Origin of the sequence: Glutamicibacter soli (genome assembly GCF_052322135.1) — a bacterium.
Classification (GTDB): Bacteria; Actinomycetota; Actinomycetes; order Actinomycetales; family Micrococcaceae; genus Glutamicibacter; species Glutamicibacter soli.
Genome location: NZ_CM125969.1, coordinates 3,521,988 through 3,546,836 on the forward strand (window position 1 = coordinate 3,521,988; position 24,849 = coordinate 3,546,836).

Annotated in this window: 18 protein-coding genes; 7 read left to right on the forward strand and 11 right to left on the reverse strand. The window is 65.7% G+C overall.

Annotated features, from left to right (window positions below):
- Positions 1–6 precede the first annotated feature (6 nt).
- Together ACTX90_RS16670 and glyA are read right to left on the reverse strand one after the other, a co-directional pair.
- Positions 7–1,224, reverse strand: a complete 1,218-nt coding sequence (locus ACTX90_RS16670) for a sarcosine oxidase subunit beta family protein (protein ID WP_443442486.1) — start codon at positions 1,222–1,224, stop codon at positions 7–9.
- Between the two features lie 2 nt (positions 1,225–1,226).
- Positions 1,227–2,543, reverse strand: a complete 1,317-nt coding sequence (gene glyA / locus ACTX90_RS16675; RefSeq protein ID WP_443442487.1) for a serine hydroxymethyltransferase — start codon at positions 2,541–2,543, stop codon at positions 1,227–1,229.
- Between the two features lie 154 nt (positions 2,544–2,697).
- On the opposite strand from glyA, the gene ACTX90_RS16680 reads away from it, so the two are divergent.
- Positions 2,698–3,357: a GntR family transcriptional regulator gene (locus ACTX90_RS16680; RefSeq protein ID WP_443442488.1), complete on the forward strand. Its 660-nt coding sequence runs from the start codon at positions 2,698–2,700 to the stop codon at positions 3,355–3,357.
- Positions 3,358–3,372: 15 nt separating this feature from the next.
- Here the strand turns inward: ACTX90_RS16680 and ACTX90_RS16685 are convergent, their stop codons facing one another.
- Entirely contained in the window at positions 3,373–4,878 is a 1,506-nt protein-coding gene (locus ACTX90_RS16685; RefSeq protein ID WP_053799057.1) for a PucR family transcriptional regulator, read from the reverse strand.
- Between the two features lie 467 nt (positions 4,879–5,345).
- Here ACTX90_RS16685 and ACTX90_RS16690 point away from each other — a divergent pair, with 467 nt between their 5' ends.
- From ACTX90_RS16690 to ACTX90_RS16715, 6 genes are all read left to right on the forward strand, one after another.
- Positions 5,346–6,080, forward strand: coding sequence for a creatininase (locus tag ACTX90_RS16690; protein WP_244910883.1), 735 nt, complete (start codon positions 5,346–5,348; stop codon positions 6,078–6,080).
- A gap of 1 nt (position 6,081) precedes the next feature.
- Positions 6,082–7,794, forward strand: a complete 1,713-nt coding sequence (locus ACTX90_RS16695; protein WP_443442489.1) for a BCCT family transporter — start codon at positions 6,082–6,084, stop codon at positions 7,792–7,794.
- Between the two features lie 230 nt (positions 7,795–8,024).
- Positions 8,025–9,281: an aminopeptidase P family protein gene (locus ACTX90_RS16700; RefSeq protein WP_047120397.1), complete on the forward strand. Its 1,257-nt coding sequence runs from the start codon at positions 8,025–8,027 to the stop codon at positions 9,279–9,281.
- A gap of 337 nt (positions 9,282–9,618) precedes the next feature.
- Entirely contained in the window at positions 9,619–10,983 is a 1,365-nt protein-coding gene (locus tag ACTX90_RS16705; protein WP_047120398.1) for an MFS transporter, read from the forward strand.
- 246 nt (positions 10,984–11,229) lie between these two features.
- Complete coding sequence (locus ACTX90_RS16710; protein ID WP_047120399.1) at positions 11,230–12,573, forward strand: MFS transporter; 1,344 nt, start codon at positions 11,230–11,232, stop codon at positions 12,571–12,573.
- A gap of 76 nt (positions 12,574–12,649) precedes the next feature.
- Positions 12,650–13,462 (forward strand): IclR family transcriptional regulator, encoded by an 813-nt coding sequence (locus ACTX90_RS16715; RefSeq protein WP_053799059.1) that lies wholly within the window; start codon positions 12,650–12,652, stop codon positions 13,460–13,462.
- Between the two features lie 75 nt (positions 13,463–13,537).
- Here the strand turns inward: ACTX90_RS16715 and ACTX90_RS16720 are convergent, their stop codons facing one another.
- The 8 genes from ACTX90_RS16720 to ACTX90_RS16755 form a co-directional block, all read right to left on the reverse strand.
- On the reverse strand, positions 13,538–16,405 hold the full coding sequence (locus ACTX90_RS16720) for an exo-alpha-sialidase (RefSeq protein ID WP_443442490.1): 2,868 nt from the start codon (positions 16,403–16,405) through the stop codon (positions 13,538–13,540).
- A 241-nt stretch (positions 16,406–16,646) separates the two neighbouring features.
- Complete coding sequence (locus ACTX90_RS16725) at positions 16,647–17,336, reverse strand: N-acetylmannosamine-6-phosphate 2-epimerase (protein WP_443442491.1); 690 nt, start codon at positions 17,334–17,336, stop codon at positions 16,647–16,649.
- On the reverse strand, positions 17,336–18,283 hold the full coding sequence (locus tag ACTX90_RS16730; RefSeq protein WP_443442492.1) for an ROK family protein: 948 nt from the start codon (positions 18,281–18,283) through the stop codon (positions 17,336–17,338). The genes ACTX90_RS16725 and ACTX90_RS16730 overlap by 1 nt, the downstream gene beginning before the upstream one ends.
- A gap of 11 nt (positions 18,284–18,294) precedes the next feature.
- Entirely contained in the window at positions 18,295–19,236 is a 942-nt protein-coding gene (locus ACTX90_RS16735) for a dihydrodipicolinate synthase family protein (protein WP_443442493.1), read from the reverse strand.
- A 74-nt stretch (positions 19,237–19,310) separates the two neighbouring features.
- Entirely contained in the window at positions 19,311–20,117 is an 807-nt protein-coding gene (locus tag ACTX90_RS16740) for an ATP-binding cassette domain-containing protein (protein ID WP_443442494.1), read from the reverse strand.
- Positions 20,114–22,132, reverse strand: a complete 2,019-nt coding sequence (locus ACTX90_RS16745) for a dipeptide/oligopeptide/nickel ABC transporter permease/ATP-binding protein (RefSeq protein WP_424573258.1) — start codon at positions 22,130–22,132, stop codon at positions 20,114–20,116. Before ACTX90_RS16745 ends, ACTX90_RS16740 begins: the two co-directional genes overlap by 4 nt.
- Before the next feature lie 12 nt (positions 22,133–22,144).
- Positions 22,145–23,050 (reverse strand): ABC transporter permease, encoded by a 906-nt coding sequence (locus ACTX90_RS16750; RefSeq protein ID WP_443444041.1) that lies wholly within the window; start codon positions 23,048–23,050, stop codon positions 22,145–22,147.
- Between the two features lie 166 nt (positions 23,051–23,216).
- A complete protein-coding gene (locus ACTX90_RS16755) occupies positions 23,217–24,836 on the reverse strand; it encodes an ABC transporter substrate-binding protein (RefSeq protein ID WP_443442495.1) in 1,620 nt (539 codons plus the stop codon).
- Positions 24,837–24,849: the final 13 nt, after the last annotated feature.

The window sequence follows — 24,849 nt, forward strand, 5'->3', positions numbered from 1 at the left end:
CTGCTCCTAGTGGGCCACGGCTGCTGCGCCGTGTTCGTCGATCAGGTGGCCGGTTTCAAAACGTTCCAGGCTGAACGATGCGTTCAACGCGTGGGCCTCGTCGTTGGCAATGGTGTGCGCCAGGGTGAAACCGGCGCCCGGGGTTCCCTTGAAGCCGCCAGTACCCCAGCCGCAGTTGACGTAGAGGTTCTGGATCGGCGTCTTGGAAATGATTGGCGAGGCGTCCATGGTGGTGTCCACGATGCCGCCCCAGGTGCGCAGCACGTGCGCCCGGGCGAAGATCGGGAACAGCTCCACCGCGGCGGCCATCTGTTCCTCGATCACGTGGAACGCGCCGCGCTGGCCATAGCCGTTGTAGCTGTCGATGCCCGCGCCCATGACCAGTTCGCCCTTGTGGGCCTGGGAGACGTAGACGTGGATGTGGTTGGACATGACCACCGTCGGGTGGACCGGTTCGAACAGCTCGGAGACCAGGGCCTGCAGCGGGTGGGACTGGATGGGCAGTTCGAAGCCCGCCAGTTCCGCCAGCACCGAGGAGTGCCCGGCACCGGCCAGGGCGACCTTGCCGGCGTGGATGGTGCCGCGCGTGGTCTTCACGCCGGTGACCTTCTCGCCGTCCTTCAGGAAGCCGGTGACTTCGCAGTTCTGGATGATGTCCACGCCCATTTCGTTGGCCTTGCGGGCGAAGGCCCAGGCCACGTGGTCGTGCTTGGCGATGCCGGCGCGCGGCTGGTAGGTGGCGCCCATGACCGGGTAGCGGATGTCGTCGCCGATGTTGATGATCGGGCAGACTTCCTTGACCTGTTCCGGGGTGAGCCACTCGGCGTCGACTCCGTTGAACTTGTTGGCCTCCACGCGGCGCACTGATTCGCGCACATCTCCCAGGGTGTGGGCGAGGTTCAGCACGCCGCGCTGGGAGAACAGGAAGTCGTAGTCCAGTTCCTCGGGCAGCTGCTCCCACAGCTTCAGGGACTTCTCGTAAATGCCCGCGGATTCGTCCCACAGGTAGTTCGAGCGGATGATGGTGGTGTTGCGGGCCATGTTCCCGCCGGCCAGCCAGCCCTTTTCCAGGACGGCGACGTTGGTGATGCCGTGGTTCTTGGCCAGGTAGTAGGCGGTGGCCAGGCCATGGCCGCCGCCGCCGACGATGACGACATCATAGGACTTCTTCGGCTCCGGGTTGGCCCAGAGGAATTCCGGGTGCTCAGGCAGCAAATCAGCCATGGCTATTCTCCGATCTTTTTCAGGTTTGGGTACAGTGGGTGGGCTGCGGCCAGCTCCAGAACCCGGGCCTTCAACTCCGGCAACACCCCGGTGTTGCCCTCGGCCCCGGCAATCAGGGTCTGCGCGATGATCTCCGCAACCTCGGCAAAAGCCTCCTCGGAGAACCCGCGGGTCGCCAACGCCGGGGTGCCAATCCGCAACCCGCTGGTAGTCATCGGCGGACGCGGATCAAACGGCACCGAATTGCGGTTCACCGTGATCTCCACCTGCGCCAGCAGATCCTCGGCCTGCTGCCCATCCAGCTCGCTGTGGCGCAGGTCCACCAGCACCAGGTGCACATCCGTGCCGCCGGTCAACACGCTGATGCCCTTGGCGGCCACGTCGGCCTGGGTCAACCGCTCGGCCAGGATCCGCGAACCGGCCAAGGTGCGCTGCTGGCGCTCCTTGAACTCCGGCGAGGCGGCGATCTTGAACGCCACCGCCTTGCCCGCGATCACGTGCTCCAGCGGGCCGCCCTGCTGGCCAGGGAACACCGCCGAGTTCAGCTTCTTGGCGATCTCCGCATCGTTCGACAGGATGATGCCGCCGCGAGGGCCTGCCAGGGTCTTGTGCGTGGTCGAGGTGACCACATGCGCATGCGGCACCGGCGACGGGTGCAGCCCGGTGGCGACCAGGCCGGCGAAGTGCGCCATGTCCACGAACAGGTACGCACCGACCTTGTCCGCGATTTCGCGGAAGCGGACGAAGTCGAGCTGGCGAGGGTAGGCCGACCAGCCGGCCACGATCATCTTCGGCTGGTGCTCGATGGCCAGGCGCTCGACCTCGTCCATGTCCACCAGGTTCGTCTCCTCGTCCACGCCGTACGGGACGATGTTGAACAGGCGGCCGGAGAAGTTGATCTTCATGCCGTGGGTCAAATGCCCGCCGTGGGCCAGGTTCAAGCCCAGCACGGTATCGCCCGGACGCACCAGCGCGTGGTAGACCGACGCGTTGGCCTGGGCCCCGGAGTGCGGCTGGACGTTGGCGAACTTCGCGCCGAACAGTTCCTTGACGCGCTCGATGGCCAGGGTCTCGATGACGTCGACCTCTTCGCAGCCGCCGTAGTAGCGGCGGCCCGGGTAGCCCTCGGCGTACTTGTTGGTCAGCACCGAACCCTGCGCCTGCATCACGGCCTGGGCCGTGTGGTTTTCCGAGGCGATCATTTCCAGGCCGCGCTGCTGGCGGGCCAGCTCAGCATCGATCCGCTGCGCGACCTCCGGATCCAGCTCGACCAGGGACTGGGTCAGCGATTCAGCAGCAAGCGTTTGAGTTTGAAGCACCACATTCTCCCTAAAAGTATGAATTGCCGACAACTGATATATCAATGTCTGCGTCTTAGCGTATGATGTAAGCCACACCCCGTCAATGGGTGGGACGAAGATTTCTTTACCGGCCCTGCCCGCGGCAGAATAGACATCAACAAGGGAGCGTGAAATGACAAGCTTGACCAGAGTAATCACTGGCACCGAATCCATGGCGGAACGCTCGTATCGCATTTTGCGCGACCGGCTGATCATGATGGATATCGCTCCCGGCGACCCGATCAACGAGGCGCAGCTGGCGGTCGATCTGGACATGGGCCGCACGCCGATCCGCGAAGCGCTCAAGCGTCTGGAGGTCGACCATCTGGTGGTTTCCTACCCCCGGCGCGGGACTTTTGCCACGGGCGTCGACATCACCGAGCTGGCCGCGATCTCCGAGATGCGCCTGGTGCTCGAGCCCTTGGCCTCGCGCCGTGCGGCCGAACATCGCGGGGGCGCCTATCGCGGGGAACTCGAACGCACCATGAGCGCGATCCTGTCCTTGGACCTGAGCGGCGACCGGCGCGAATTGATGGAATACGACCTCGAAGTGCACCGGCTGATCTACCGCGCGGCGCAGAACCAGCATCTGCAGGAGACGCTGGTGCGCCTGGACAACCTGGCGACCCGCATCTGGTGCATGGTGCTTGACCGGCTGCCAGATCTCCACGGGCACATTGCCGAGCATGCAACGCTGATCAAGCTCATTCTGGACGGGGACGCCGACGAGGCGGAACAGCTGGCAGCCAAGCACGTCATCGGTTTCGAAAAAACCATCCGCAGCGTGCTTTAGCGCGCTGCACTGCTTTTAATCCCGCAGCGCCAGCCACGCCGCTAGATGCACGGGCAGTACCCTGCCATTGACGCGCGGGTCTCCCCCGATCAGCGCGAAGATCTTCGCCAGGCGCTTGTGCAGCGTCTGGCGCTCCACGTATAACCGCGCCGCAGTCTCCGTGGCGTGGCAGCCGCTGGCCAACCAGGCTTCAAGCGTCTTGAGCAACTGCCCGTCCTTGTCGCGGTCCGCGTCAAGGAGCTCCCCGATCTGCTCTGCGATGAATTCCCGCAACTTCTCGGGTTCATCCAGCTGCGCCACCAGGCGCTGCAGGGCGTAGTCCAGCGCATCCCGCACCGTGCCTTCGTCCCCGCTGGCCGCGCCCCAGGACTCGATGGACTCCGCCTGCGTCAGCGACCAGCGCGCGCGGGAAACATCCAACGCAATGGGGCCGACACAGCATTCCAGCTGTTCGCCGCGCAACGCCGCGCGCAGGCGCTGGACCAGTTCGGCCCGGGAACGACGGGGCGCGACTGGATCCAGGATGCACAGTGCATACAAGCGGTGGCCCTGCACATAGGTGAACACCCGCTGGCCGCCGGCGCGCAGGTGGCGTGCAAGTTCCGCACGATCCCGCGACACGTCCACGCCTTGCAGCACCAGCATGCACAACGGCGCCCCCGCGGCGATCTGCGCCTCCGCGGCCCGGTGCACCACGTAGTTCTCGCCTCCCGCGTTCACGATCGACTGCAGCAGCGCCAACGTGGCAGCCTGCTGGGCGCTGGGTTTGTAGTGCTGGGAGAATGCCAGCGTCACAATGCTCCCAAGCCTGTCCGCCACCAGCTCCAAGCGCTGCTGATGATGTTGCGCCTGCGCATGCAGCACCAGCCGCGCCGCGGCATCGCCGCCGATATACAGGTTCACCGAGACATCGAACTGTCCAGACTTCTCTTCCTGCAGCCTATGCAGCACCGCCCGCTGCGAGGCGGCGATCACCGCTCCTTCCTGATTGACGATCTCCGCACCCAGACGCAGCTGGTTGTCGATCATCTCCAGCAGCGGCACCAGGGCCGGACCGGCCACCGCCAGATGCTGGGCCAGCTGCTGGGAAATGGCATCGGCCTGCTGCAGCGCCGAAGCCTGCTCGGAAACAATCCTGGTATTGATCTTTTCAGCCAGAGCCACAAAGGGCACCGTCGCCTGCAGCTGGTACAGCGGCAGTTCCAGCTCTGCCGCCGCCTCCACGAACTCCTGCGCCAACTGCTTTTCCGGCCCGACGCGTTCAATCACGAGCGCTGCGACACGGCATTCAGCCAGCATCGCCAGATATTGCCGCTGCTGCTCGAAGGGAAGCTTCAGCACCGACTCGCCGGTAGTCAGCAAGAGCTCCGCGCCGTGGATAAGCCCGGCAAGCTGCACCACTTCACTGGTATGCACCCAGCGAACGTACACCTCGCTCTCCACCGTGCCCGCTGCCAAAAGCCGCGGCCGGGCCGACCGCATCAACGGGTCGGCCATGATTTCAGACAGGGTAACGAGCATGGCTTCCTCCCGACGGCGCGAGTACTGCACAGTAACTCTCAAATATTGGAGCACAAGTGACTCTTTGTCACTCAGAACCTCGTATATGACGACATTTTGCATGTATCAGCCATCACACTACGCTCCCTATGCTTTGAGTCAACGCACTTCCCTCACTTCTTTTTCGCACGAATCGAGGAGATATGAAAAGTCTGCGAACGACAGCATCCCGGCATTCCATCCGCGAGGATGACGCCAACCAGCAACTCAGACTCGGTGGCGGGTAAGCCGGAAACCGCTTTGCCGCTCGCGGCGCACCGGCCGCGGCCGTCGGGCCCGGATCCAGACAGCTTGATCCAGGGCCATGGCGGCGGCGAGTAACCGAGGACTTCCCCGCACCCCACCACCTGCTAGTCAAGGAGAGAACGTTGCCTTCTGTTTTCCTAGAAGAAATCGATGCCCAGAGTTACGCATCCTACGTATCGCGCATGGATTCCACTGTCATCATCCCCACCGGAGCCACCGAACAGCACGGCCCGCACATGCCCCTGGGAGTCGACGCCATGCTGTCCAAGGCCATCGCCGGACAGGTTGCCCAGCGTATCGGCGCGCTGGTAGCCCCGGTCTTCAGCTACGGCTATAAGTCGCAGCCGCGCTCCGGCGGAGGAAACCACCGGGTGGGTACCACCAGCCTGGGCGCCGGCACCTTGATCGGCAAAATCGAGGAGATCGCCGCGTCCTTCATGGCCCAGGGCTTCAAGAACGTCGTGGTGCTCAACGGGCACTTCGAGAACTACCAGTTCCTCTACGAGGGCCTCGACAAGGCCGTGGCTGGCGCATTGCAGGCCGGTTCAACCTCGCGGGCGGTGCTGACGTCCTACTGGGATTTCGTGGACGAGCAGACCCTGGAGCAGGTGTTCCCCGAGGGGTTCCTGGGCTGGGACATCGAGCACGGAGGCGTGCTGGAAACCTCGCTGATGCTGCTGCTGCATCCCGAGCTGGTGCAAATGGACCGCGTGGTGGATCATCCCCCTGCGACGCTCACCTCCTACGACGTGTTCCCGGAGGATCCTGCACGCACTCCGGCCAGCGGGTGCCTTTCCAGCGCGAAAAACGCCACCGCCGCCCGCGGCCAGCTGCTGCTGGATGCGGTGACCTCGGCCCTGGGCGCTTCACTGGGCCAGGAGCTCAACCTTTCAAACCAGATGATCGAGGTGGACTAGCATGTCTACCGATCACGTGCCGATGCGCACCGACAAGGCAAAGAACCCGCCGGTGGAGCTGCCGCGCTTCATGGGCCGGCATATCCCGCCGCTGGACCGGCTGCTGATCCGCATCATCCCGCCCATCCTCATCGTGGCGGTGATCATCTGGGTCCTGCTCAACCCCGACGGCGCCTCTGCGGTCATTTCGGACCTGCGCACCTTTGTCACCGGGAAGTTCACCTGGTTGTTCATCCTGTATTCGGCGTTCGCGCTCGTGGTGTGTATCTGGCTGGCTTCCAGCAAGGTGGGCAAGGTGCGCCTGGGCGGCCCCAAGGCCAAACCCCGGCACAGCAAATTCGCGTGGTACTCCATGCTCTTCGCCTGCGGACAGGGCATCGGCCTGATCTTCTGGTCGGTCGCCGAGCCAATCATGCTGCGCAACGAGAACCCGGTGATCCCCGCAGGACCCGAGGGGGCGTCCGAGGGCGGGATCATCTGGACCTACTTCCACTGGGGCCTGACTGCTTGGGCCATGTACTGCGTGGTCGCGGTCTGCCTGGCGTACTCACACCACAATCTCGGCAAGACCTTGACCTTCCGCGAAGCCACAGTCGACATCCTGCCGAAATGGTCCCAGCGCGGGGCCGGAGTGGTGGTGGAGCTGCTGGCGATCATCGCCACCGTCCTCGGGCTGGCGACGTCCTTCGGTTTTGCCACAATGCAGTTCAGCTCCGGCCTCACCTCGTTCCTGGGCATCGAGGCATCTCCGATGATGTGGATGATGGTCATCGCGGTGTTCACCGGCATTACCGCCATCTCGGCCATCGTGGGCATCAACAAGGGCATGGCGCGGATCTCCAGCCTGAACTCGATCCTCAGCATCGTGCTGGTCGGCGCTGTCTTCATTTTCGGTCCGACCCTGTACATCGTTTCCACCTTGTCCCAGACCTTTGGCGGCTTCATGGCGAACTTCGTCAACATGAGCCTGTGGACCGACGCGGGAATCACCGCGCAGTCGCTGGAATCCTGGCAGGACAGCTGGAACGGCTGGTGGACTGTCTTCATCTGGGGCTGGGTCATCGCCTTCTCGCCCTTCGTTGCCGGATTCATTGCCCGCATTTCCCGCGGCCGCACCATCCGCGAGTTCGTCATCGGCGTGACGGTCATCCCGACGCTGATTGTGATGACCTGGATCGGCGTCATCGGCTCTGCCGCGATCTACTACGACGACCAGAGCAATCGAGGCATCAGCGAGGCGGTAGCCACGGATACGTCAGCCGGCCTGTTCGCCATGCTGGAGCACATCCCGTTCGTCGGCGCCATCCTGCTGGTGGTCTCCACGATCCTGGTGGCCACGTACTACGTGACCTCCCTCGATTCGGGAATCTACGCTCTGAGCGAGTTCGTTTCCGCGCCGAACAAGTCCGGGCCGGTATTCCGTGTGGTCCTGGTGGTCAGCATCGCCACGGTTGCCACCGTGCTGCTGACGCTGGGCGGCACCGCAGTGGTGGACACGGTCCAGACCGGCACCATTATCGGCGCGTTCCCGTTCTCCTTCGTGATCCTGCTGATGATCGTGAACCTGATCCGGCGGCTGCTTAAACGCGACAGGGCAATTAAGCAGCTGGAAAAGGACATCAACAACCCGGATCCGTCGCTGCTATTCGTGCCCGACCCCAACGGGACGGGCGCAATCAGCAAGAAAATCACCGATGACATCGGCGAATCCTAGATTCGCCGGCACTGATTTCGCAGCGCTTACAAGGCGCCGCGTGGCGGATGCTCAACATTCGGCATCCGCCACGGAACGGTCCTTGGCCTGCATCCAAAAGATTCTTCAGGCACCCACTTGACAGTGACCTGAAGCACAAATACGCTGAGTGCAACGGTGTTGCAATGAATGCAACTTAATTGTTCCCAGCTTTCTAAACACCTCAAACAACTTCCAAAAGGAGTCAAGCAATGACCACTTCCTCGAACATCGCCACCAACGTCTCCGAGTTGGCCCGCCTGAAGACCCTGCATAACGGCACCAAGGAACAGCTGACCTTCTCGGACGCGGAGTTCGAGCGCCGCTTGGCCGGACTGCGCCAGATCATGGCAGCGAAGTCCCTGGACGCAGTCATCCTGACCAGCTACCACGGCATCAAGTACTACTCGGACTTCCTCTACACGACCTTCGGCCGCAACTACGCGCTGGTGGTCACCGCAAAGAACTCAACCACCGTCACCGCGAACATCGACGCCGGTATGCCATGGCGCACCAGTTACGGTGAGAACATCGTGTACACCGATTGGAAGCGCGACAACTTCTACTACGGCCTGCAGGAAGCCCTGAAGCGCGACGGAGTGAAGGCCTCGCGCATCGGCGTCGAGGACGACTTCCTGCCAGGCCTGACCCGTCAGAAGATCCAGGACACCTTCGCAGGCGCCACCCTGCTCGACGTTTCGCAGGACGCCATGCGCCAGCGCATGATCAAGTCCGCCGAGGAAATCGAGGTCATCAAGCACGGCGCCCGCATCGGAGACCTGGGCGGCGAGGCTATCAAGGCGGCGATCCGCGAAGGCATCTCCGAGTACGAGGTCGCGCTGATCGGCACCGAGGCTATGGTGCACGAGATCGCCAAGACCTTCCCGCACCGCGAAGTGCGCGACACTTGGGTCTGGTTCCAGTCCGGAATCAACACCGACGGCGCCCACAACTGGGCCACCACCCGCAAGCTGCAGCGCGGAGACATCCTGTCGCTGAACTGCTTCCCGATGACCTCGGGCTACTACACTGCCCTGGAGCGCACCTTGTTCCTCGGCGAGCCGGATGCCCGCAGCCTGGAACTGTGGAACGTCAACGTCGAGGTCCACAAGCGCGGCCTGGAACTGATCAAGCCGGGCGCGGTCTGCAAGGACATCGCCGCGGAGCTAAACGAAATCTACATCGCCCACGGCCTGCTGCCGAACCGCACCTTCGGCTACGGCCACTCCTTCGGCGTCCTGTCGCACTACTACGGCCGCGAAGCAGGTCTTGAGCTGCGCGAGGACATCGATACCGTGCTGGAGCCGGGCATGGTCGTCTCCATGGAGCCGATGATCACCATCATGGACGGCGAGCCGGGCGCCGGCGGCTACCGCGAGCACGACATCCTGGTGATCAACGAAGACAACACCGTTGAGAACATCACCAAGTTCGGCTTCGGTCCGGAAAACAACATCATCGACGCCTAGGCCGATCCGCCCCGGGGCCCGGATGAGCGATTCCTGCGCTCGCCCGGGCCCCGAACGCGGCTTTCGCCGCTTTTATCTTGAACCGCAGCGGAGCAGACTCCGCTCCGAAGAAAATAGCTTTTCAGCATCCACAGGGCATTGCAGGCCCCAGCCTGCCGAGAATGCCAGCGGCCAGCCAGGCCGCACCGCTGCAGGGCCGGCCACGCCGCCCGCCAGGGATTTCACCGCGGCAACTCAGCCTGCGAACACTCAATGGCGATGAACTTGCGCCATCCGTTTATTAAACACCTCCACGCCGCAGCCGCTGCGGCGCAAAACAAACATGGTGGTACACCCAATGACGAACGAAAACTCATCATCAGGAAAAGGGATTGCTCCCAAAATCGATTTGGGGCCAACACTCAGCGGCCAGAACCGGCCAAACCCCGAAGGGGTCGGCTCGGCAACCCGCCGCAAGGTCGTAGCAGCCAGCTTCATCGGCAACTTCGTCGAATGGTTCGACTACGCGGCCTACGGATACCTGGCTGTCACCATCTCGGTGGTGTTCTTCCCCGAATCCGCACCGGAAACCGCGCTGCTGCTGACCTTCGCCCTCTTCGCAATTTCCTTCCTGGTCCGCCCGCTGGGCGGCTTCGTCTGGGGGCATATCGGAGACAAGATCGGCCGACGCGAAGCGCTTTCCTGGTCCATCCTGCTCATGTCGGGCGCGACCTTCTGCATCGCCCTGCTTCCCGGCTACGCCACCATCGGCCTCGCGGCTCCTCTATTGCTGCTGCTTCTGCGTCTGGTCCAGGGCTTCTCCGCTTCTGGCGAATACGCCGGCGCTTCGGCCTTCCTGGTGGAATACGCCCCGGCCAACAAGCGAGGCCTGTACGCGGCCGTCGTGCCGGCCAGCACCGCCACCGGCCTGCTGCTGGGTTCGCTCATGGCGGCGCTGCTCACCGGCCTGCTAACCGCCGAGGACATGCAGTCCTGGGGCTGGCGCATCCCGTTCCTGCTGGCCGCTCCAATGGGTCTGATCGGCCGCTACATCCGCACCAAACTGGAGGATTCGCCGGTCTTCCGCGAGCTCTCCCAGGAAGACGAAGTCATCAAGGCACCGGTCAAGTCCCTCTTCCGCGACCACTGGCGTCGCCTACTGCTGGCTGCGGGCGCGGTATTGCTGAACGCTGTCGGTTTCTACGTGATCCTTTCCTACATGCCCACATACCTGTCCCAGGAACTCGGCCTGGATGCAACCGCCTCCTATGTGGCCACCACCGTGGCGCTGGTGACCTATATCGGCTTCATTTTCCTCACTGGCATGCTTTCGGACAGGTTCGGGCGCAAGCGCGTGCTGATCAGCGCGTCCATCGCGTTCGTCATCGCAACGGTTCCCGCATTCATGCTCCTGAACACCGGGAATTTCCTGGTCATCGTCCTGGTGCAAATTCTGCTTGGCGCGATGCTGACCCTGAACGACGGAACCTTGCCGAGCTATCTGGCTGAAATGTTCCCCACCAAGGTCCGCTACTCCGGATTCGCCGTATCCTTCAACCTGTCCAATGCGCTATTCGGCGGGACCGCGCCCTTTGTCGCGACCCTGCTCGTCGCCACCTCCGGGAACCTGCTGGCTCCGGGTTGGTACCTGATGGGCGCGGCAGTGATCTCGCTGATCGCAGTGGCTTGCTCGGTTGAAACCAGCCGCAAACCCCTGGACTGAGCGCCCTCAATAGAACCGCAACTTCGGCAGGTGCACGTCGCATGAGGCAATCGCGATGTGCACCTGCCGTTGTGCTTGAACCCCAAGTCAGCGCCCCCCCGGAGCCCCGTGCGGCGGTTCCACCGAGGGCCGGCTGAAAACTTTCCCCGAGCCCCTTGACTGTGAACTGGAGCACATCTAGCATTAAGCAACACGGTTGCGTTGATTGCAACTGCCCGAATTCCCTCCAACCGACGGCGGTGGACCATGACCGAGCATGACCAGTCCCAAGGCTCGCAGACCCGGCTGCTTCCGGCAGCACCCGGCGCAGGCACGGCGCAGATCGACCCAGGTGTTCGCCGCAAGGTTGTCGCGGCCAGCTTCATCGGAAACTTCGTCGAATGGTTCGACTACGCGGCCTACGGATACCTGGCCGTCACCATTTCCGCAGTCTTCTTCCCGAGCGAAGACCGCCAGCTTGCCCTGATGATGACCTTCGGCGTCTTCGCCATCTCGTTCCTGGTACGCCCGCTGGGCGGTTTCATCTGGGGCCACCTGGGCGACAAGATCGGCCGCCGCACCGCCCTGTCCTGGTCGATCCTGCTGATGACCGGCGCCACCTTCTGCATCGCGCTGCTTCCGGGCTATGCCGCCATCGGCGTGGCCGCGCCGCTGATGCTGCTGGCGCTGCGCCTGGTGCAGGGCTTCTCTGCCGCCGGAGAATACGCCGGGGCCTCGGCGTTCCTGGTGGAATACGCTCCAGCCAACAAGCGCGGCCTGTACGCCGCGGTAGTCCCCGCCAGCACCGCCACCGGGCTCCTGCTCGGTTCGCTGATGGCTGCGGTGCTCACCGGGGCGCTGAGCGCCGACCAGATGGAAAGCTGGGGCTGGCGCATCCCGTTCCTGCTGGCCGCCCCGATGGGCCTGATCGGCCGCTACATCCGGACCAAGCTCGAGGATTCACCGGCGTTCCTCGAAGCCTCCGAGGAACCGTCGCAGGACAGCTCCCCGGTGCGCGACCTGTTCCGCAACCACTGGCGCCAGCTGCTCCAAGCGGCCGGTGCAGTGCTGCTGAACGCCGTGGGCTTCTACGTGATCCTCTCCTACATGCCGACCTACCTCTCCGAGGAGCTGGGACTGGATGCGACCCGCTCGTACCTGGCCACCACCGTGGCACTGGCCACCTATATCGGATTCATCTTCCTGACCGGCATGCTCTCCGACAAGTTCGGCCGCAAGCGCGTGCTGATCTCCGCGTCGATCCTGTTCATCGTGTTCATCGTCCCGGCCTTCATGCTGCTGGAGACCGGCAATTTCCTGGTCATCGTGCTGGTGCAGATCCTGCTCGGCGCGATGCTGACGCTGAACGACGGAACCCTGCCCAGCTTCCTAGCCGAGATGTTCCCGACCAAGGTCCGCTACTCCGGATTCGCCGTCTCCTTCAACCTGTCCAACGCCCTGTTCGGTGGCACCGCACCGTTCGTGGCCACCCTGCTCATTGCCACCTCCGGCAACCTGCTGGCCCCGGGCTGGTACCTGATGGGCGCCGCGGTGATCTCCCTGGTCGCGGTGGCCTGCTCCGTGGAAACCAGCCGCAAGCCGCTGAGCTGAAACAACCCAAGCTAGCCGGGCGCACCTGCCGCCCGGCTAGTATCTTTTAAAGGACGAAATGATCCAAGGAGTTCAGATGACAGCGGTAGAACATGACGAGCGACAGAACGCCCGCGCCGACCAGTCCGGCGAGTCGCGCGGCGCCTCGGTGATCGTCAATGTCATCGACGTGCTGCGCTGCTTCAGCGTGGAACGCCCGGTCCTGGGCGTCACGGACATCGCCGCCGAGGTGGGGCTGCACAAGTCCAGCGTCTCGCGCATCCTGGCCACCCTGGAGCAGGAACGCATCGTCGAGCGCAACGAGCAGACCCGCAAGTACAAGCTGGGACTGGCGCTGATCGCGATCGCCGGCCCGCTGCTGGCCAATCTGGATGTCCGCCAGGTCTCCTATCCGCTGCTGGAGGAGCTGCGCGACGCCAGCGGGGAGAGCGCCATCCTGAGCATCTGGGATGGCAGCGAATCCGTCTCGGTGGAACAGCTGCCCTCCACCCGGCTCGTGAAGCACACCTCCGTGCTGGGAAGCCGCTACCGCACCGGGCTGAGCGCCTCGGTGCAGATGTTCCTGGCCCACCAGCCCGCGGAGACGGTGCGCTCCCTGCTCGACGGCGGCAGGATCGAGTTGCCCCAGGTCATGGCTGTGGAGGACTACCTCCCGCGGCTGGAGGCCGTGCGGCGCCGGGGCTACTCCATCAACTACGGCGAAACCTCCCGCGACGAGGTCAGCGTCGCCGCGCCGGTCTTCGACCACCGCGGGGACGTCGTGGCGGCGGCCATGATCGCCGCCCCGTACTACCGCGTCTCGGCGACGGACCTGGACGAGCTGTGCACCCAGACGGTGCGCACCGCGAAGCAGATCAGCGCCCGTCTGGGGTACCAGGAACAGGCATAGCGCCCAGCCCGCCGCGAGCCGCCCTTAACCGCGAGGGGCCCATCCAAGTTTCCTTGGACGGGCCCCGACGTTTGGCTACTTCACGCGGACGGTGCGAACCTTGCTGCTCGATTCGCCTGCGTCGTTGCTCAGCTTCACCTGGTACTCATAGCTCCCCGGCGTGCGGTCGCGGAGCACCGTCGCCACCTGCTGGGCGGCCGGCGTGGCCGCCACCAGGTCCTGCGAGTCGATCAGCTTGCCGTTCTCGAACAGCTGGTATCCGGTCGCGTTGGTGCCCCACCACATGTCGGTGGTCAGCGTCAGCTCCCCTGCTGCAGAGCCGGTCCTGGCGCTGAGCACCGGGGTGCCCGGGTTCGCGTCCTTGACCTTGACCTTGAGCATTTGGGTCTTGGTGCTTCCGGCCGCGTTGACCAGCACGCCCTGGTATTCGTAGGTGCCGTTCTTCTTGCCCTTGACCTGAACCCGGGCCTGCTGCGCCGCCGGGGAGGCGGACACCAGGTTCTGCCGGGAGATCTCCCGGCCGTCCTCCATCAGGATGAACTGCGAGGCGTTGGAGCCGTGCCACAGGTTCATGGTGACGGTGTAGTCCCCGTCTTTCAGGCCGGTATCGTGCCCGTTGTCATCGGAGAGCACCGCTTTGGCAGGCTTGGCGGTCGCGTCGTCCTTCGGCGCCACATTCAGCTTCAGCTCGGACAGCTTCAGCTCCGCGCTCGCCACGCGCAGGCCATTGAATCCCTCGACGGTTTCCGTGCCTGCGGCCAGCACGCCGGCCTCGATGTGCGCGGCCGTCAGCGTGCGGGTGATCTTCACCGTCGAGCTGCCGCCTGCGGCGAGTTCCTCCGCTTCCCAGCCGGCGCCTTGCAGACCGGTCAGGCGGACGTTGCCGCTGTTGCGCACGCTCGCCTCGTAGGTGACGGTGTCCCCGGCCGACGCGTAGCCGTCGGCATCCAGGTCCTTGAATACCGGGTCGGAGGCCTCGGCGGACAGCGACGGACGCCGCTCCAGCACGTCGACCTCGTCGGAGGTGATCACGTAGTCGTTGAGCACCTTGGCGTGGTCGTCGAGCTTACCGGCGGTCCAGGTGGTCTTCGGGACGAAAAAGCCGTCGGCGAGCTCCGCCTCGGTCACGGTGTGGCGAGGGGTGGCGCAGCTATAGGATGTGCCGGCCGCGAGGTTCGAATAGCGGCAGTTGCCCGCGTCGCTGGGCTGCCCGACGGGCCGGGCGGCGAACGGCGCGAAGTTGCCCTCGGTCGGAACCACCCACTGGTTGACGTTGCCGGCGTTCTTCACGGTGAAGGTGTAGGGCAGCTTCTCACCGGCCTGGTACGGGGCGGCCGCAAGGTCACGTCCCGCATCGGCCCGCTCCCCGGAGATCTCCAGCCCGGTCACTTCCTTGCCGGCGATCTCCGCTTCCACGAGAGCCTGCGACATCTTGCCGCCGGCCTCGGTGAACTGCAGCTGCAGCCGCTGCTTGCCGTTGGCCACCACGGAGGCGGTGACCGGAAGCTGAATGCTGCGCTGCTCCTTGGCTGCGAGCTGCTCAACGGCGACCGGCTCGGAGGAGACCTGGCTGCTCTGCTGCACCTGCAGGATGCCGCTGATCGCATGGTTTTCCTGGTTGGTGATCGTCACCTCCATGGTGGCGCTCTGCCCGGCGTCCAGGGTGAGCTTCGGCGCGGACATTGGTGCGCACACGTAGTTCAGCCATTCCTCGTCGAAGGAGGCGTACATCATGGAGTCGGTGTAGTTGCCTTCGTAGAAGACGCCGAACTGGCCGTCGGCCTGGGCGGTTGCCACCGAATAAGCGGAGAACCCGCGCCGGATGGTGCGCAGTCCCGGCCAGGTCTGCCCGTCGTCGCAGGAGACGCGGGCCGAGACGTTCTCGCGGCCGGTCTGCGAGTTGGCGCCGGTGTAGAGCAGCTTCTTGGCCTCATCGCTTCCCGCGGCGGCGTCGGGGAACATCTGGGTCAGGTGCGCGTTGTTAGTCGGATCGGGCAGCTGGCGGTCCTGGCTCACCTTGGAGTAGCTGTGCCCGCCGTCTTCGGAAATGGCGACCTTGCGGAAGCCGCCTCCGGCGGAATCGCGCGAGTTGAGCATGATCCTGCCGTCGGAGAGCTCCACGATCTTGTTCTCGTCCATGGAGGTTCCGGTGAATTCGCCGCGCTGCCAGGTGGCCCCGTGGTCGTCCGAGTACACGGAGTACGCCTGGTAGGTCCGCGAGCCGTTGGCCTGCATCACGTCGCCGGCGTATTGCTGGATCAGTCGGCCTTTGTACTCCCCGCGGGTGACCTGGATACCGGCGCCGGAGGTGGCGAAGGTGCTGCGCACCGCGCCCGGCACGGGACCGTCCCCCGGCTTGGCGACGTCGGTGATCAACCGCGGAGCGCTCCAGGTTTCGCCGCCGTCCGTGGACTCGATCACGGCGGCGCTGATGACCTGGCGGTTGGCGTCGTCATTGCCCCAAGTGCTCCCGTGGAAGCCCTGGTCCTTGGAGTAGACGAAGAAGTTGAAGATCTTTCCGGATTCCTCATCGACGACATAGCTCGGGTCGGAGTAGCCGTATTTGCCTTCGCTGACGCTGCCGGTGAAGCCCGCAGCCACGGTGGTCATCGGTCCCCAGGTCTTGCCGTTGTCGACGCTGCGGCGCTGGACGATGGTGTTGGGGTTGGGGGCATCGGCGGCGCTGCCCGGGCGCACGTCCCAGGAGGCCAGCACGACGCCGTCGCCCACGTGGGCCAGAGCCGGGATGCGGTAGAAGAAGTTCGCCTCGGTGCGGTCCTGCCCGAGGTTGACCTCTGAGAACTGGCCGGGTGCGTCGGCGGGGTTTGGCGTGCTGAGCGAGCCGGAGGCATTGGCTGCCGGCATCATCGACAGCGGCAGAGCCAATGAGACTGCCACGGCCAGGGCAATGGATCGGCGGCGATGACGATCGGGGAATTTCATCGGGGCTGGTTCCTTTCACTCGGGAAATGGGGGTTCCGAGTTTCTTCAGATGTACGACGTGGGACGTCACACCCAGCTTATGTGTTCGGCGTTACGTTTGGTAGTTAAATTATCAATATTTTGAATATTTAAATACTAGTCAAAAGCGAACTTACAACTTAAATATGCGTAGCCCGTGCAGCGCGCCGAGGGGCTCGGCCCGCCGCACGGGTGGGGTGTTCGACGCGGTGCCGCTGGCAACTCAGTCGGCGGCCAGCGCGTCGCCGAACCAGGAGGCGATGGTTGCCGGGTGGGTGATGGCGGTGCCCACTACCACCGCGAAGGCGCCGGCGTCCACGGCCGCGCGGGCCTGCGCCGGGGTGTGGATGCGGCCTTCGGCCACCAGCGGGCGGTCCAGCCCGGCCGCGGCGATCTGCCCGATCAGTTCCAGGTCCGGGCCCTTGGTCTTCGCGCGTTCGCCGGTGTAGCCGGCCAGCGTGGTGCCGATCAGGTCGGCTCCGGCCTCGGCAGCGGCCAGCGCGTCGCTCAGCGAACCACAGTCGGCCATGACCAGGGCGCCGGAGCGCTCGTGCACGGCGCGCACGGTCTGCTCCAGACTCAGCCCGTCGGGCCGCTCGCGGCGGGTGCCGTCCAGCGCCACGATGTGTGCCCCAGCCTGGGCCACGGCCAGCGCGTGGTGCACGGTGGGCGTGATGAACACGCCCTCGTGGCCGTCCTTGAATAGGCCGATGACCGGAACTTCCACCGCGGAACGGGTGAACTGGATGTCCGCGAGCCCCTGCACGCGCACCGCGGCCGCGCCGCCGACGACCGCCGAGGCGGCCACCTGCGCCATGGTCTGCGGCAGCCGCATGGGTTCGCCGGGGTAGGCCTGCGCGGACACAATAAGTTTGCCCCGCAGGCTTTCAAGTTGGGCTGGGGTCAGCAGCATCAGGGAGTTGTCCTTTCGGGGGTCCAGAACAGGCTGGCGGCGCCGTAGAAGGCGGCGCTGGTGCCCAACTTCGCGGGCACCAGCTGCGTGCCCTGCAGCGAGTCGATCGCGGAAGCCGCGTAGCCTTCGCGCAGCCACTGCCACCAGGCGGGCCCGGCGTGCGCCATGCCGCCGGAGATGATGACCAGCTCGGGGTCCAGGATGTTCGCCAGCGATCCAGCGGCCCTGCCCGCGGCCAGGGCCCCGGTGCGCAGCGCCGTCACCGCAAGTTTGTCGCCGGATTCGGCCAGCTTTGCCACCGCGCGGGTATCGACAGCCTCCGGGTTTCCGCCCAGCCGCAGGTAGTGGCGGTGGATGGCAGGCCCGGCGGCGATGGCTTCCAGGTGCCCGGTGCGTCCGCAGGAGCACCGGATCCCTGCGGCTAGCGGGGAGTCGATGTGGCCCATGTGCCCGGCCACGCGGTGGGCGCCGGTGTGCGCCTGCCCGTCAATGAGGTGGGAGCCGCCGATGCCGGTACCCACGGCCAGCAGCAGCACCTCGCGGGCGCCGCGGCCCGCGCCGAACCGGGCTTCGCCCAGCCCGTGCGCGTGCACGTCGTTGACCGCACGGGTCTCAAGACCCGTGCGCTGGAACATCTGGCCGGCAAGGTCGGTGCCCGCCCAGCCGGAGATGGTGTCGGTGGCCGAGAGCACGCGGGCGGTGGCCGGGTCGATGACCCCGGCCGCGCCCAGGCCCAGGCCGTCGATGCCGCACCGGGCCCGGGATCGCAGGTCGGCGACCAGTTTGGCCATGGCGTCGAGCACCGCGTCGGCGCCCTGCGTGGCAGGGGTGGGCAGTCCGCCCGAGGCTAGGATGCCGGCTTGCGGGTCCATGACGGCGCCGGCGATCTTGGTGCCGCCCAGGTCCAGGGCGATCACCGCACCGGCGCCGCGGGGGTTGTGCTGCATTCCGGGCGGACCTACTTGGCGCCCAGCAAGCCGGTCTCGGCCAGGATTTCGCGGATGGCGGCGGCCTCGGAGTCGTTCAGGTCGGCCATCGGCGCGCTCATGGTGTTGCCGGCGATGACGCCCATCTCCACCAGGGCGGTCTTGAAGGCGCCCAGGCCTGCGGCGCCGCCGGAGACGCGGGAGGAATCAGGAGTGTAGACGATGTCGAAGACGCGGGCCAGGCGGTCCTGCTCCTTGGCGGCCTGCGCCCAGTCGCCGGCCACGGCGGCGTCGAACAAGCGGCGGTAGCCGGCCGGATCCACGTTGCCCAGGCCCGGAACCACACCGTGCGCGCCGCCGAGCAGCGCGCCGTCGACGACGACCTCGTGGCCGGTGAAGACGGAGAATCCCTCGATGTGGCTGGTGGCCAGCAGCAGCTGGCGGAAGGAGACGTCATCGCCCGAGGAATCCTTGACGCCGGCAATGACCCCGTCGGTGGCCAGGCGGATCGCCACGTCCAGCGGCAGCTTCACGTGGGTGCGCACCGGCACGTCGTAGGCGAAGATGTCGATGTCCAGGGCTGCGTGGATGATGCGGAAGTGCGCCTCGATCTCCGCGGCGTTGGACAGCGCGTAGTACGGGGTGGTGACGACCAGCGCCTGGGCGCCGAGCTCGATCATGCGGCGGCCCTCCTCGATGACGCGCTGCGTGGTCTGCTCGTTGGCGCCGACGATCAGCGGCACGCGGCCGTTGTTGGCCTCGGCGATGGTGGAGACCGCCAGCTCGCGTTCGGCGTTGGTCATGTAGGGGACCTCGCCGGAGGAGCCGAGCACGAACAGGCCGGTCACTCCCCCGGTAACCAGGTGCTCCACGACCGAGCGCAGGCCCGGCACGTCGATGGCGCCGTCGGCGGTGCGCGGGGTGACTACCGGCGGGATGACGCCGGTGTACTTGGGGTTGTTCGCAAATGCCACGAAACTTGTTCTTTCTACTGATGATCCGGCGGACGCCGGGTCGAATTCTTCTGTGCCCGCAAGGATGCCAGCGGCTAGTGCTCCAGCAGCGCGGGGGCGGCGCCGAGCAGGGTGCGGGTGTAGTCGTTGGTCGGGGTGTCGAAGACCTGCGCCGCGTCGCCCTCTTCCACGATCTGGCCGGCGTTCATCACGCAGATGCGGTCCGAAACGTAGCGCACGGTCTGGATGTCGTGGGAGATGAACACCATGCCCAGGTCCAGCTGCGACTTCAGGTCGGTAAGCAGATTCAGCACCTGTGCGCGCACTGAGACGTCCAGCGCGCTGGTCGGCTCGTCCGCGACGATGACTTCGGGCTCAAGGGCCAGCGAGCGGGCGATGGCCACACGCTGGCGCTGGCCGCCGGAGACCTGGCTGGGCAGCGCGGAGGCGGCCGAGGGCGGCAGGCCCACCACGGAGAGCAGCTCCAGAGCCTTGGCCCGGCGGCTGGCAGCGGTGCCTATGCCGTGCACGCGCAGCGGATCGGTGAGCGTGTCCATGATGCTCATGCGCGGGTTCAGCGCGGTGGACGGGTCCTGGAAGACCACGCCGACCGAGCGGCCGAAGCTCTTGCGCGCGGCGGCGTTGCGCCGGCCCACCGGCTCGCCCTGGAACAGGACGGTGCCGCTGGTTGGCTCCTGCAGGCCCACCAGCACGGAGGCCAGGGTGGACTTGCCACAGCCGGACTCGCCCACGATGCCCACGGTTTCCCCGCGGCTCACCGAGAAGTCCACGCCGTTCACCGCCTTGACCAGCCGCGGCGAGAAGAGCTTGCCGCCGCGGATCTTGTGGTGCACGTGGATGTCCTTGAGTTCGATGACCGGACTCTGCACGGTGTTACTCATCGCGCTGCTCCTGACTGTTCTGCAACCGGGGTGTCGCCCGCGCCGCGGTGGCTTGCCCAGCGGTGCTCGCTGCCGGCGGACACCGGCACGAAGGCCAGGTGCGCATCCGGGTCGGCATCCGGGCGCTGGGAGCGCTCGGCAAAGCGGTCGCCGTCGGCGAAGTCGTACGGGCTGGGGACGGTGCCGGGGATCTGGTGCAGGCGGTCGGCCTGCGATTCGATGGAGAGCACCGCGCCGAGCAGGCCGCGGGTGTATTCATGGTGCGGGGCGATCAGCACGTCGCTGATCGGCCCGGATTCGACCACCTGTCCGGCGTACATTACGGTGACACGGTGCGCCAGCGAGGCCACCAGGGCCAGGTCGTGGGAGACGAAGACCATCGCGAAGCCCAGCTGCTCGCGCAGCTCGTTGAGCAGGTCCACGACCTGCTTCTGCACGGTGACGTCCAGCGCGGTGGTCGGCTCGTCGCAGACCACCAGCTTGGGGCTGCGCGAGAGGGCCATGGCGATCAGCACACGCTGGCGCTGTCCGCCGGAGAGCTCGTGCGGGTAGGACTTCATGGTCCGCGCCGCATCCAGCTTCACCAGGGTCAGCAGCTCCTCGGGGCTCTTGCGCCCGCCGCGGCGGGTCAGCTGGCGCAGCTGGTCGCCGACGAGCATCGAGGGGTTCAGGCTGGACAGCGCATCCTGGTAGACCATGGCGATCTGCTCGCCGCGCAGGCCCTTGTAGACCTTGTCGTCCCCGGCCAGGGTTCCGCCGTCGGCGGTGGCCGGCAGCAGCTCGCGGCCCTCGAAGGTGATGGAGCCCGACAACTTGGCGCTGGGGCCCAGCAGGCCCATGATGGCCAGCGAGGTGATGGACTTGCCGCAGCCGGATTCCCCGACCAGCGCCATGGTCTCGCCCTCGCGCACCGAGAATGACACGTTCTGCACGATCGGGGTGTCCTCGTAGCGTTCCGGGAAGCGGATGGACAGGTTCTTGACCTCGAGGATGGTGCGCGGGGCCCCGGAGGACTCGTCGAGCACCAGGCGGTCGGTGCGCGCGGCCTCGGTGCGGGCCAGCGCGGCGAGTTCGGCTTCCAGGCGTTCGGCTTCGGCGGTGTCAGCTGCCTGCTTGGCAACCTGCGCCTTTTCCTCGCCGGCGGCCTTCTTCTTGGCCGAGCCCTTGACGTTGACCAGCGCGTCGGTCATTCCTTCGGCCAGGATGTTCAGCGCCAGCACGGTCAGCAAGATGGTCAAACCGGCGAAGGTGGTGGCCCACCAGGCGCCGTTGAGCACCAGGGTGCGGCCGTAGGAGATCACGTTGCCCCAGCTCGGGGCCGGGTCCTGGATGCCCGCTCCGAGGAAGGATAGCGAGGCTTCGAGGATGATCGCGTCGGCGACCATCACGGTGGCGAACACCAGCACCGGGGCGGCGCAGTTGCGCACCACGTGGGTGATGAGGATGAAGAAGCGTCCGGCGCCGATCACGCGTTCGGCGCGCACGTAGTCCTCGCCCCACTGGGCCAGCACGTTGGCGCGCACCACGCGGGCGATCTGCGGGGTGTAGATCACGGCGATGGAGATGATGATGACCGGCAGGGTGTTGCCCAGCGAAGCCAGCAGCGCGGCGGCCAGGGCGATGCCCGGGAACGCCATGAGCATGTCCATGATGCGCATGATGGTCTCGTTGGCCCACTTGGAGCCGGTGGCCGCCAGCGAGCCGAGCAGGCCGCCGGCCAGCAGGGCCAGCGCTACCGAGCCGAGGCCCACGAGCAGCGAGGACTGGGCGCCGTAGAGCAGGCGCGAGAAGATGTCTCGGCCCAGGCGGTCGGTGCCGAAGGGGTTCTCGGCGCTGGGCGGCTGGGCGGGGATTCCGGTGGCCAGCGGGTCGTGCGGGGCGATCAGCGGCGCGATGACCGCGATGATGCCGATGACCAGCAGGAAGGCCAGGGCGATTTTCGAACCCAGCGTCAGTGACTTGAAGCGTGCGCCCGAGTCGCTCAGGCGCGCCACGAGCTTGTTGCGCGGTGCCATGATGGTCATTTGCTACACCGTCCTAATACGCGGGTTGATCAGCAGGTAGAGCAGGTCGACGACGATGTTCACCAGCACGAAGGTGATCGCGATGGCCAGCACCACGCCCTGGACCAGGTTGGTGTCCTGGTTGGTGATGCCGTTCATGATCAGCTGGCCCATGCCGGGCAGCGAGAAGATCATTTCGATGACCACCGCACCGCCGAGCAGGTAGCCGATGCGCAGGCCCAGCACGGTCACCGGGGTGACCAGCGCATTGCGCAGCACGTTGCGGCTGATGACCTCGTTGCGCGGCACTCCGTTGCCGATGGCGGTGCGGACATAGTCGCGGTCCAGCTCCTCCACCATCGAGGTGCGCACCACGCGGATCAGCGAGGCGGAGACCGGGATGGCCAGCGCGAGGGCCGGCAGCGCCATGTGCTGCAGCCAGGTTCCCGCACCGGATCCGGCCGGGGCCGCGCCGCCGGAGGGGAACAGCGGGTTCTCACCCAGGGCCAGCCACTGGATCAGCAGGATGCCAAGCCAGAAGGACGGGGTGGCAATGGCCGCGATGGAGAAGATGCGCACCAGCTGGTCCGGCCACTTGTCGCGGTACAGCGCGCCGATGACGCCGAAGATGAGGGAGATGACCACGGCGATGATGACGCCCAGGAAGGTCAGCTGCAGGGTCAGCGGGAACGCCTTGGCGATCATCTCGGAGACCGGCTGGGCCGGCGGAGTGGTCACGCCGAAGTCCAAGCGGATCAGGCGGCCCAGGAAGGAGAAGTACTGGATGAATAGCGGGTCGTCCAGGCCGCGCTCCTCGCGGTAGGCCTCTTTGGCCTCGGCGCTGGCGCCTTCGCCCAGCGCGCTGGTCGCCTCATCGCCGGGGGCGAGTTTGAGGATGATGAACACCAGCAGCGAGATGCCCAAAATCATCACCGGCAGCGCCGCCAGGCGGCGCAGCAGCAAGTTCAGGAAATTTCCCACGCAATGACTCCGTTGGGTTTTGGGGAAGAATATTTCGGCGGGTGTGCAGGGCGCCGCACCCGGGTGCGGCCGGACGCGGCGCCCTGCACGAGGCCTTCATCGAAGCAGGAAGGCGCTAGCCCTTCGGTGCAACTCCGACGAAGGAGATTCCGGTGGTCGGCAGCGGCTGGAAGGCATCGAGCTTGGCCGAGTCCCAGGCCGTTGGCAACTGGCGGTGCAGGATCGGGTACAGCGGCACCTGCGCGGCGACCAGGTTGATGGCCTTGGCCCAGGCGGCCTTGGCGCCGGCCTCGTCCTTGGCCTTCACCGCGGCGTCCAGGTTCTTCTGCAGTTCCTTGTACTCGGCGGTACCGGTCCAGCGGAAGCGGTTCTTCGGCCAGACGTCGCCGCGGTAGAACCAGGACAGCAACAGGTCCAGGTCGTTGCCGAAGACCGACGGGTCGCCCGGGGCGGCCACCACGGTGAACTTGCCGGCGTCCACGTTATCCGCGTACAGCGCGCCGGACTGCAGGTTCTGCATGGTCACGGTGACGCCCGGCAGCTTGTTCCAGGATTCGAGCATCAGCGGGGCGATGTCCTTGACCCAGGAGGTGTCGGTGGTCAGCAGCTCGAAGTTCAGCGAGGTGACGCCGGCTTCCTTGAGCAGCGACTCGGCCTTGGCCGGGTCGTAGGTGTAGACGGTGTCGGCTTTCACGTACTGCGGATGGGTGTCCTGCACGTAGGAGGTCGCGGCTTTGGCGTTGCCCAGCAGCGCGGTCTTGATGATCGATTCGGTGTCCAGCGCGTAGTGCAGGGCCTGGCGGACGCGGACGTCGGTGAACGGCTTCTGCTCGCAGTTGAACATCAGGAACAGCAGCCCGAAGGACTGCACGGACTCGACGTTGACCTTGGACTTCAGGCGGTCTACGTCCAGGTACGGCACGTCCTCGATGGCTGCGACGCGGCCGGACTCCATGGCGGTCACGCGGGCCGCGGCGTCCGAGAGCAGGAACCAGGTCATGGTGTCGGCCTTGGCGGCGTACTTGCCGTTGTAGTCAGCGAACTTGGCGAACTCGATCTTGTCGTCCTTGGTCGCCGAGACGAACTTGTACGGGCCGGAGCCGATTGGCTTGGCGTCGAAGCCTGCCTGATCTTTGGAGGCAACGGCCTTCGGGACGACCTTGACCACGGAGATGCGGGTCGGGAACAGCGGGAAGGCGTAGTTCAGCGTGAAGGTCACGGCGGAATCTCCCTTGGCCTTGACCGACTTGATGAACGGGATGAACTGGGCGAACAGCGAAGCGTTCTTCTCATCCAGCACGCGCTCGAAGGAGTAGACCACGTCGTCCACGGTCACCGGCTCGCCGTTGTGGAACTTCGCGTCCTTGCGCAGTTCGACTTCCCAGGTGGTGTCGTTGACCTGCTTCGGATCGGCCGCGGCGAGGGCCAGGTACGGCTCGCGGGTTGCCGGGTGGAGGTCGACCAGGCCTTCGAAGATGTGCATGTTGGCGGCGAACGGGGTCGCGCCCGACGAGGTCATCGGGTCGAAGCCGGTCGACAGCGCGTAGGAGATGCCGGCGGTGAGCGCCAGAGACCCTGCCGCGCCGCCGGCATCAGCGCCGGTGCTGGTGCCGGTGTCGCCTGAGGAGCAGGCGGCGAGGGTCGACGAGAAGACCGCCGCGGCACCGATCATGCCGCTGATCTTGAGAAAATTTCGACGTTCCATGGATTTGTTTGCCACGTCCTTGATCGGCATTGTTTTCCACCTC

Excerpts from the sequence above, each read along its gene's own strand:
- ACTX90_RS16690 (WP_244910883.1), top strand. The coding sequence starts at position 5,346 with ATGGATTCCACTGTCATCATCCCCACCGGAGCCACCGAACAGCACGGC.
- ACTX90_RS16705 (WP_047120398.1), top strand. The coding sequence starts at position 9,619 with ATGACGAACGAAAACTCATCATCAGGAAAAGGGATTGCTCCCAAAATC.
- ACTX90_RS16725 (WP_443442491.1), bottom strand. The coding sequence starts at position 17,336 with ATGCTGCTGACCCCAGCCCAACTTGAAAGCCTGCGGGGCAAACTTATT.
- ACTX90_RS16710 (WP_047120399.1), top strand. The coding sequence starts at position 11,230 with ATGACCGAGCATGACCAGTCCCAAGGCTCGCAGACCCGGCTGCTTCCG.
- ACTX90_RS16715 (WP_053799059.1), top strand. The coding sequence starts at position 12,650 with ATGACAGCGGTAGAACATGACGAGCGACAGAACGCCCGCGCCGACCAG.
- ACTX90_RS16740 (WP_443442494.1), bottom strand. The coding sequence starts at position 20,117 with ATGAGTAACACCGTGCAGAGTCCGGTCATCGAACTCAAGGACATCCAC.
- ACTX90_RS16700 (WP_047120397.1), top strand. The coding sequence starts at position 8,025 with ATGACCACTTCCTCGAACATCGCCACCAACGTCTCCGAGTTGGCCCGC.
- ACTX90_RS16685 (WP_053799057.1), bottom strand. The coding sequence starts at position 4,878 with ATGCTCGTTACCCTGTCTGAAATCATGGCCGACCCGTTGATGCGGTCG.
- ACTX90_RS16730 (WP_443442492.1), bottom strand. The coding sequence starts at position 18,283 with ATGCAGCACAACCCCCGCGGCGCCGGTGCGGTGATCGCCCTGGACCTG.
- ACTX90_RS16750 (WP_443444041.1), bottom strand. The coding sequence starts at position 23,050 with ATGATTTTGGGCATCTCGCTGCTGGTGTTCATCATCCTCAAACTCGCC.
- ACTX90_RS16745 (WP_424573258.1), bottom strand. The coding sequence starts at position 22,132 with ATGGCACCGCGCAACAAGCTCGTGGCGCGCCTGAGCGACTCGGGCGCA.
- ACTX90_RS16720 (WP_443442490.1), bottom strand. The coding sequence starts at position 16,405 with ATGAAATTCCCCGATCGTCATCGCCGCCGATCCATTGCCCTGGCCGTG.
- ACTX90_RS16755 (WP_443442495.1), bottom strand. The coding sequence starts at position 24,836 with ATGCCGATCAAGGACGTGGCAAACAAATCCATGGAACGTCGAAATTTT.
- ACTX90_RS16670 (WP_443442486.1), bottom strand. The coding sequence starts at position 1,224 with ATGGCTGATTTGCTGCCTGAGCACCCGGAATTCCTCTGGGCCAACCCG.
- ACTX90_RS16695 (WP_443442489.1), top strand. The coding sequence starts at position 6,082 with ATGTCTACCGATCACGTGCCGATGCGCACCGACAAGGCAAAGAACCCG.
- ACTX90_RS16680 (WP_443442488.1), top strand. The coding sequence starts at position 2,698 with ATGACAAGCTTGACCAGAGTAATCACTGGCACCGAATCCATGGCGGAA.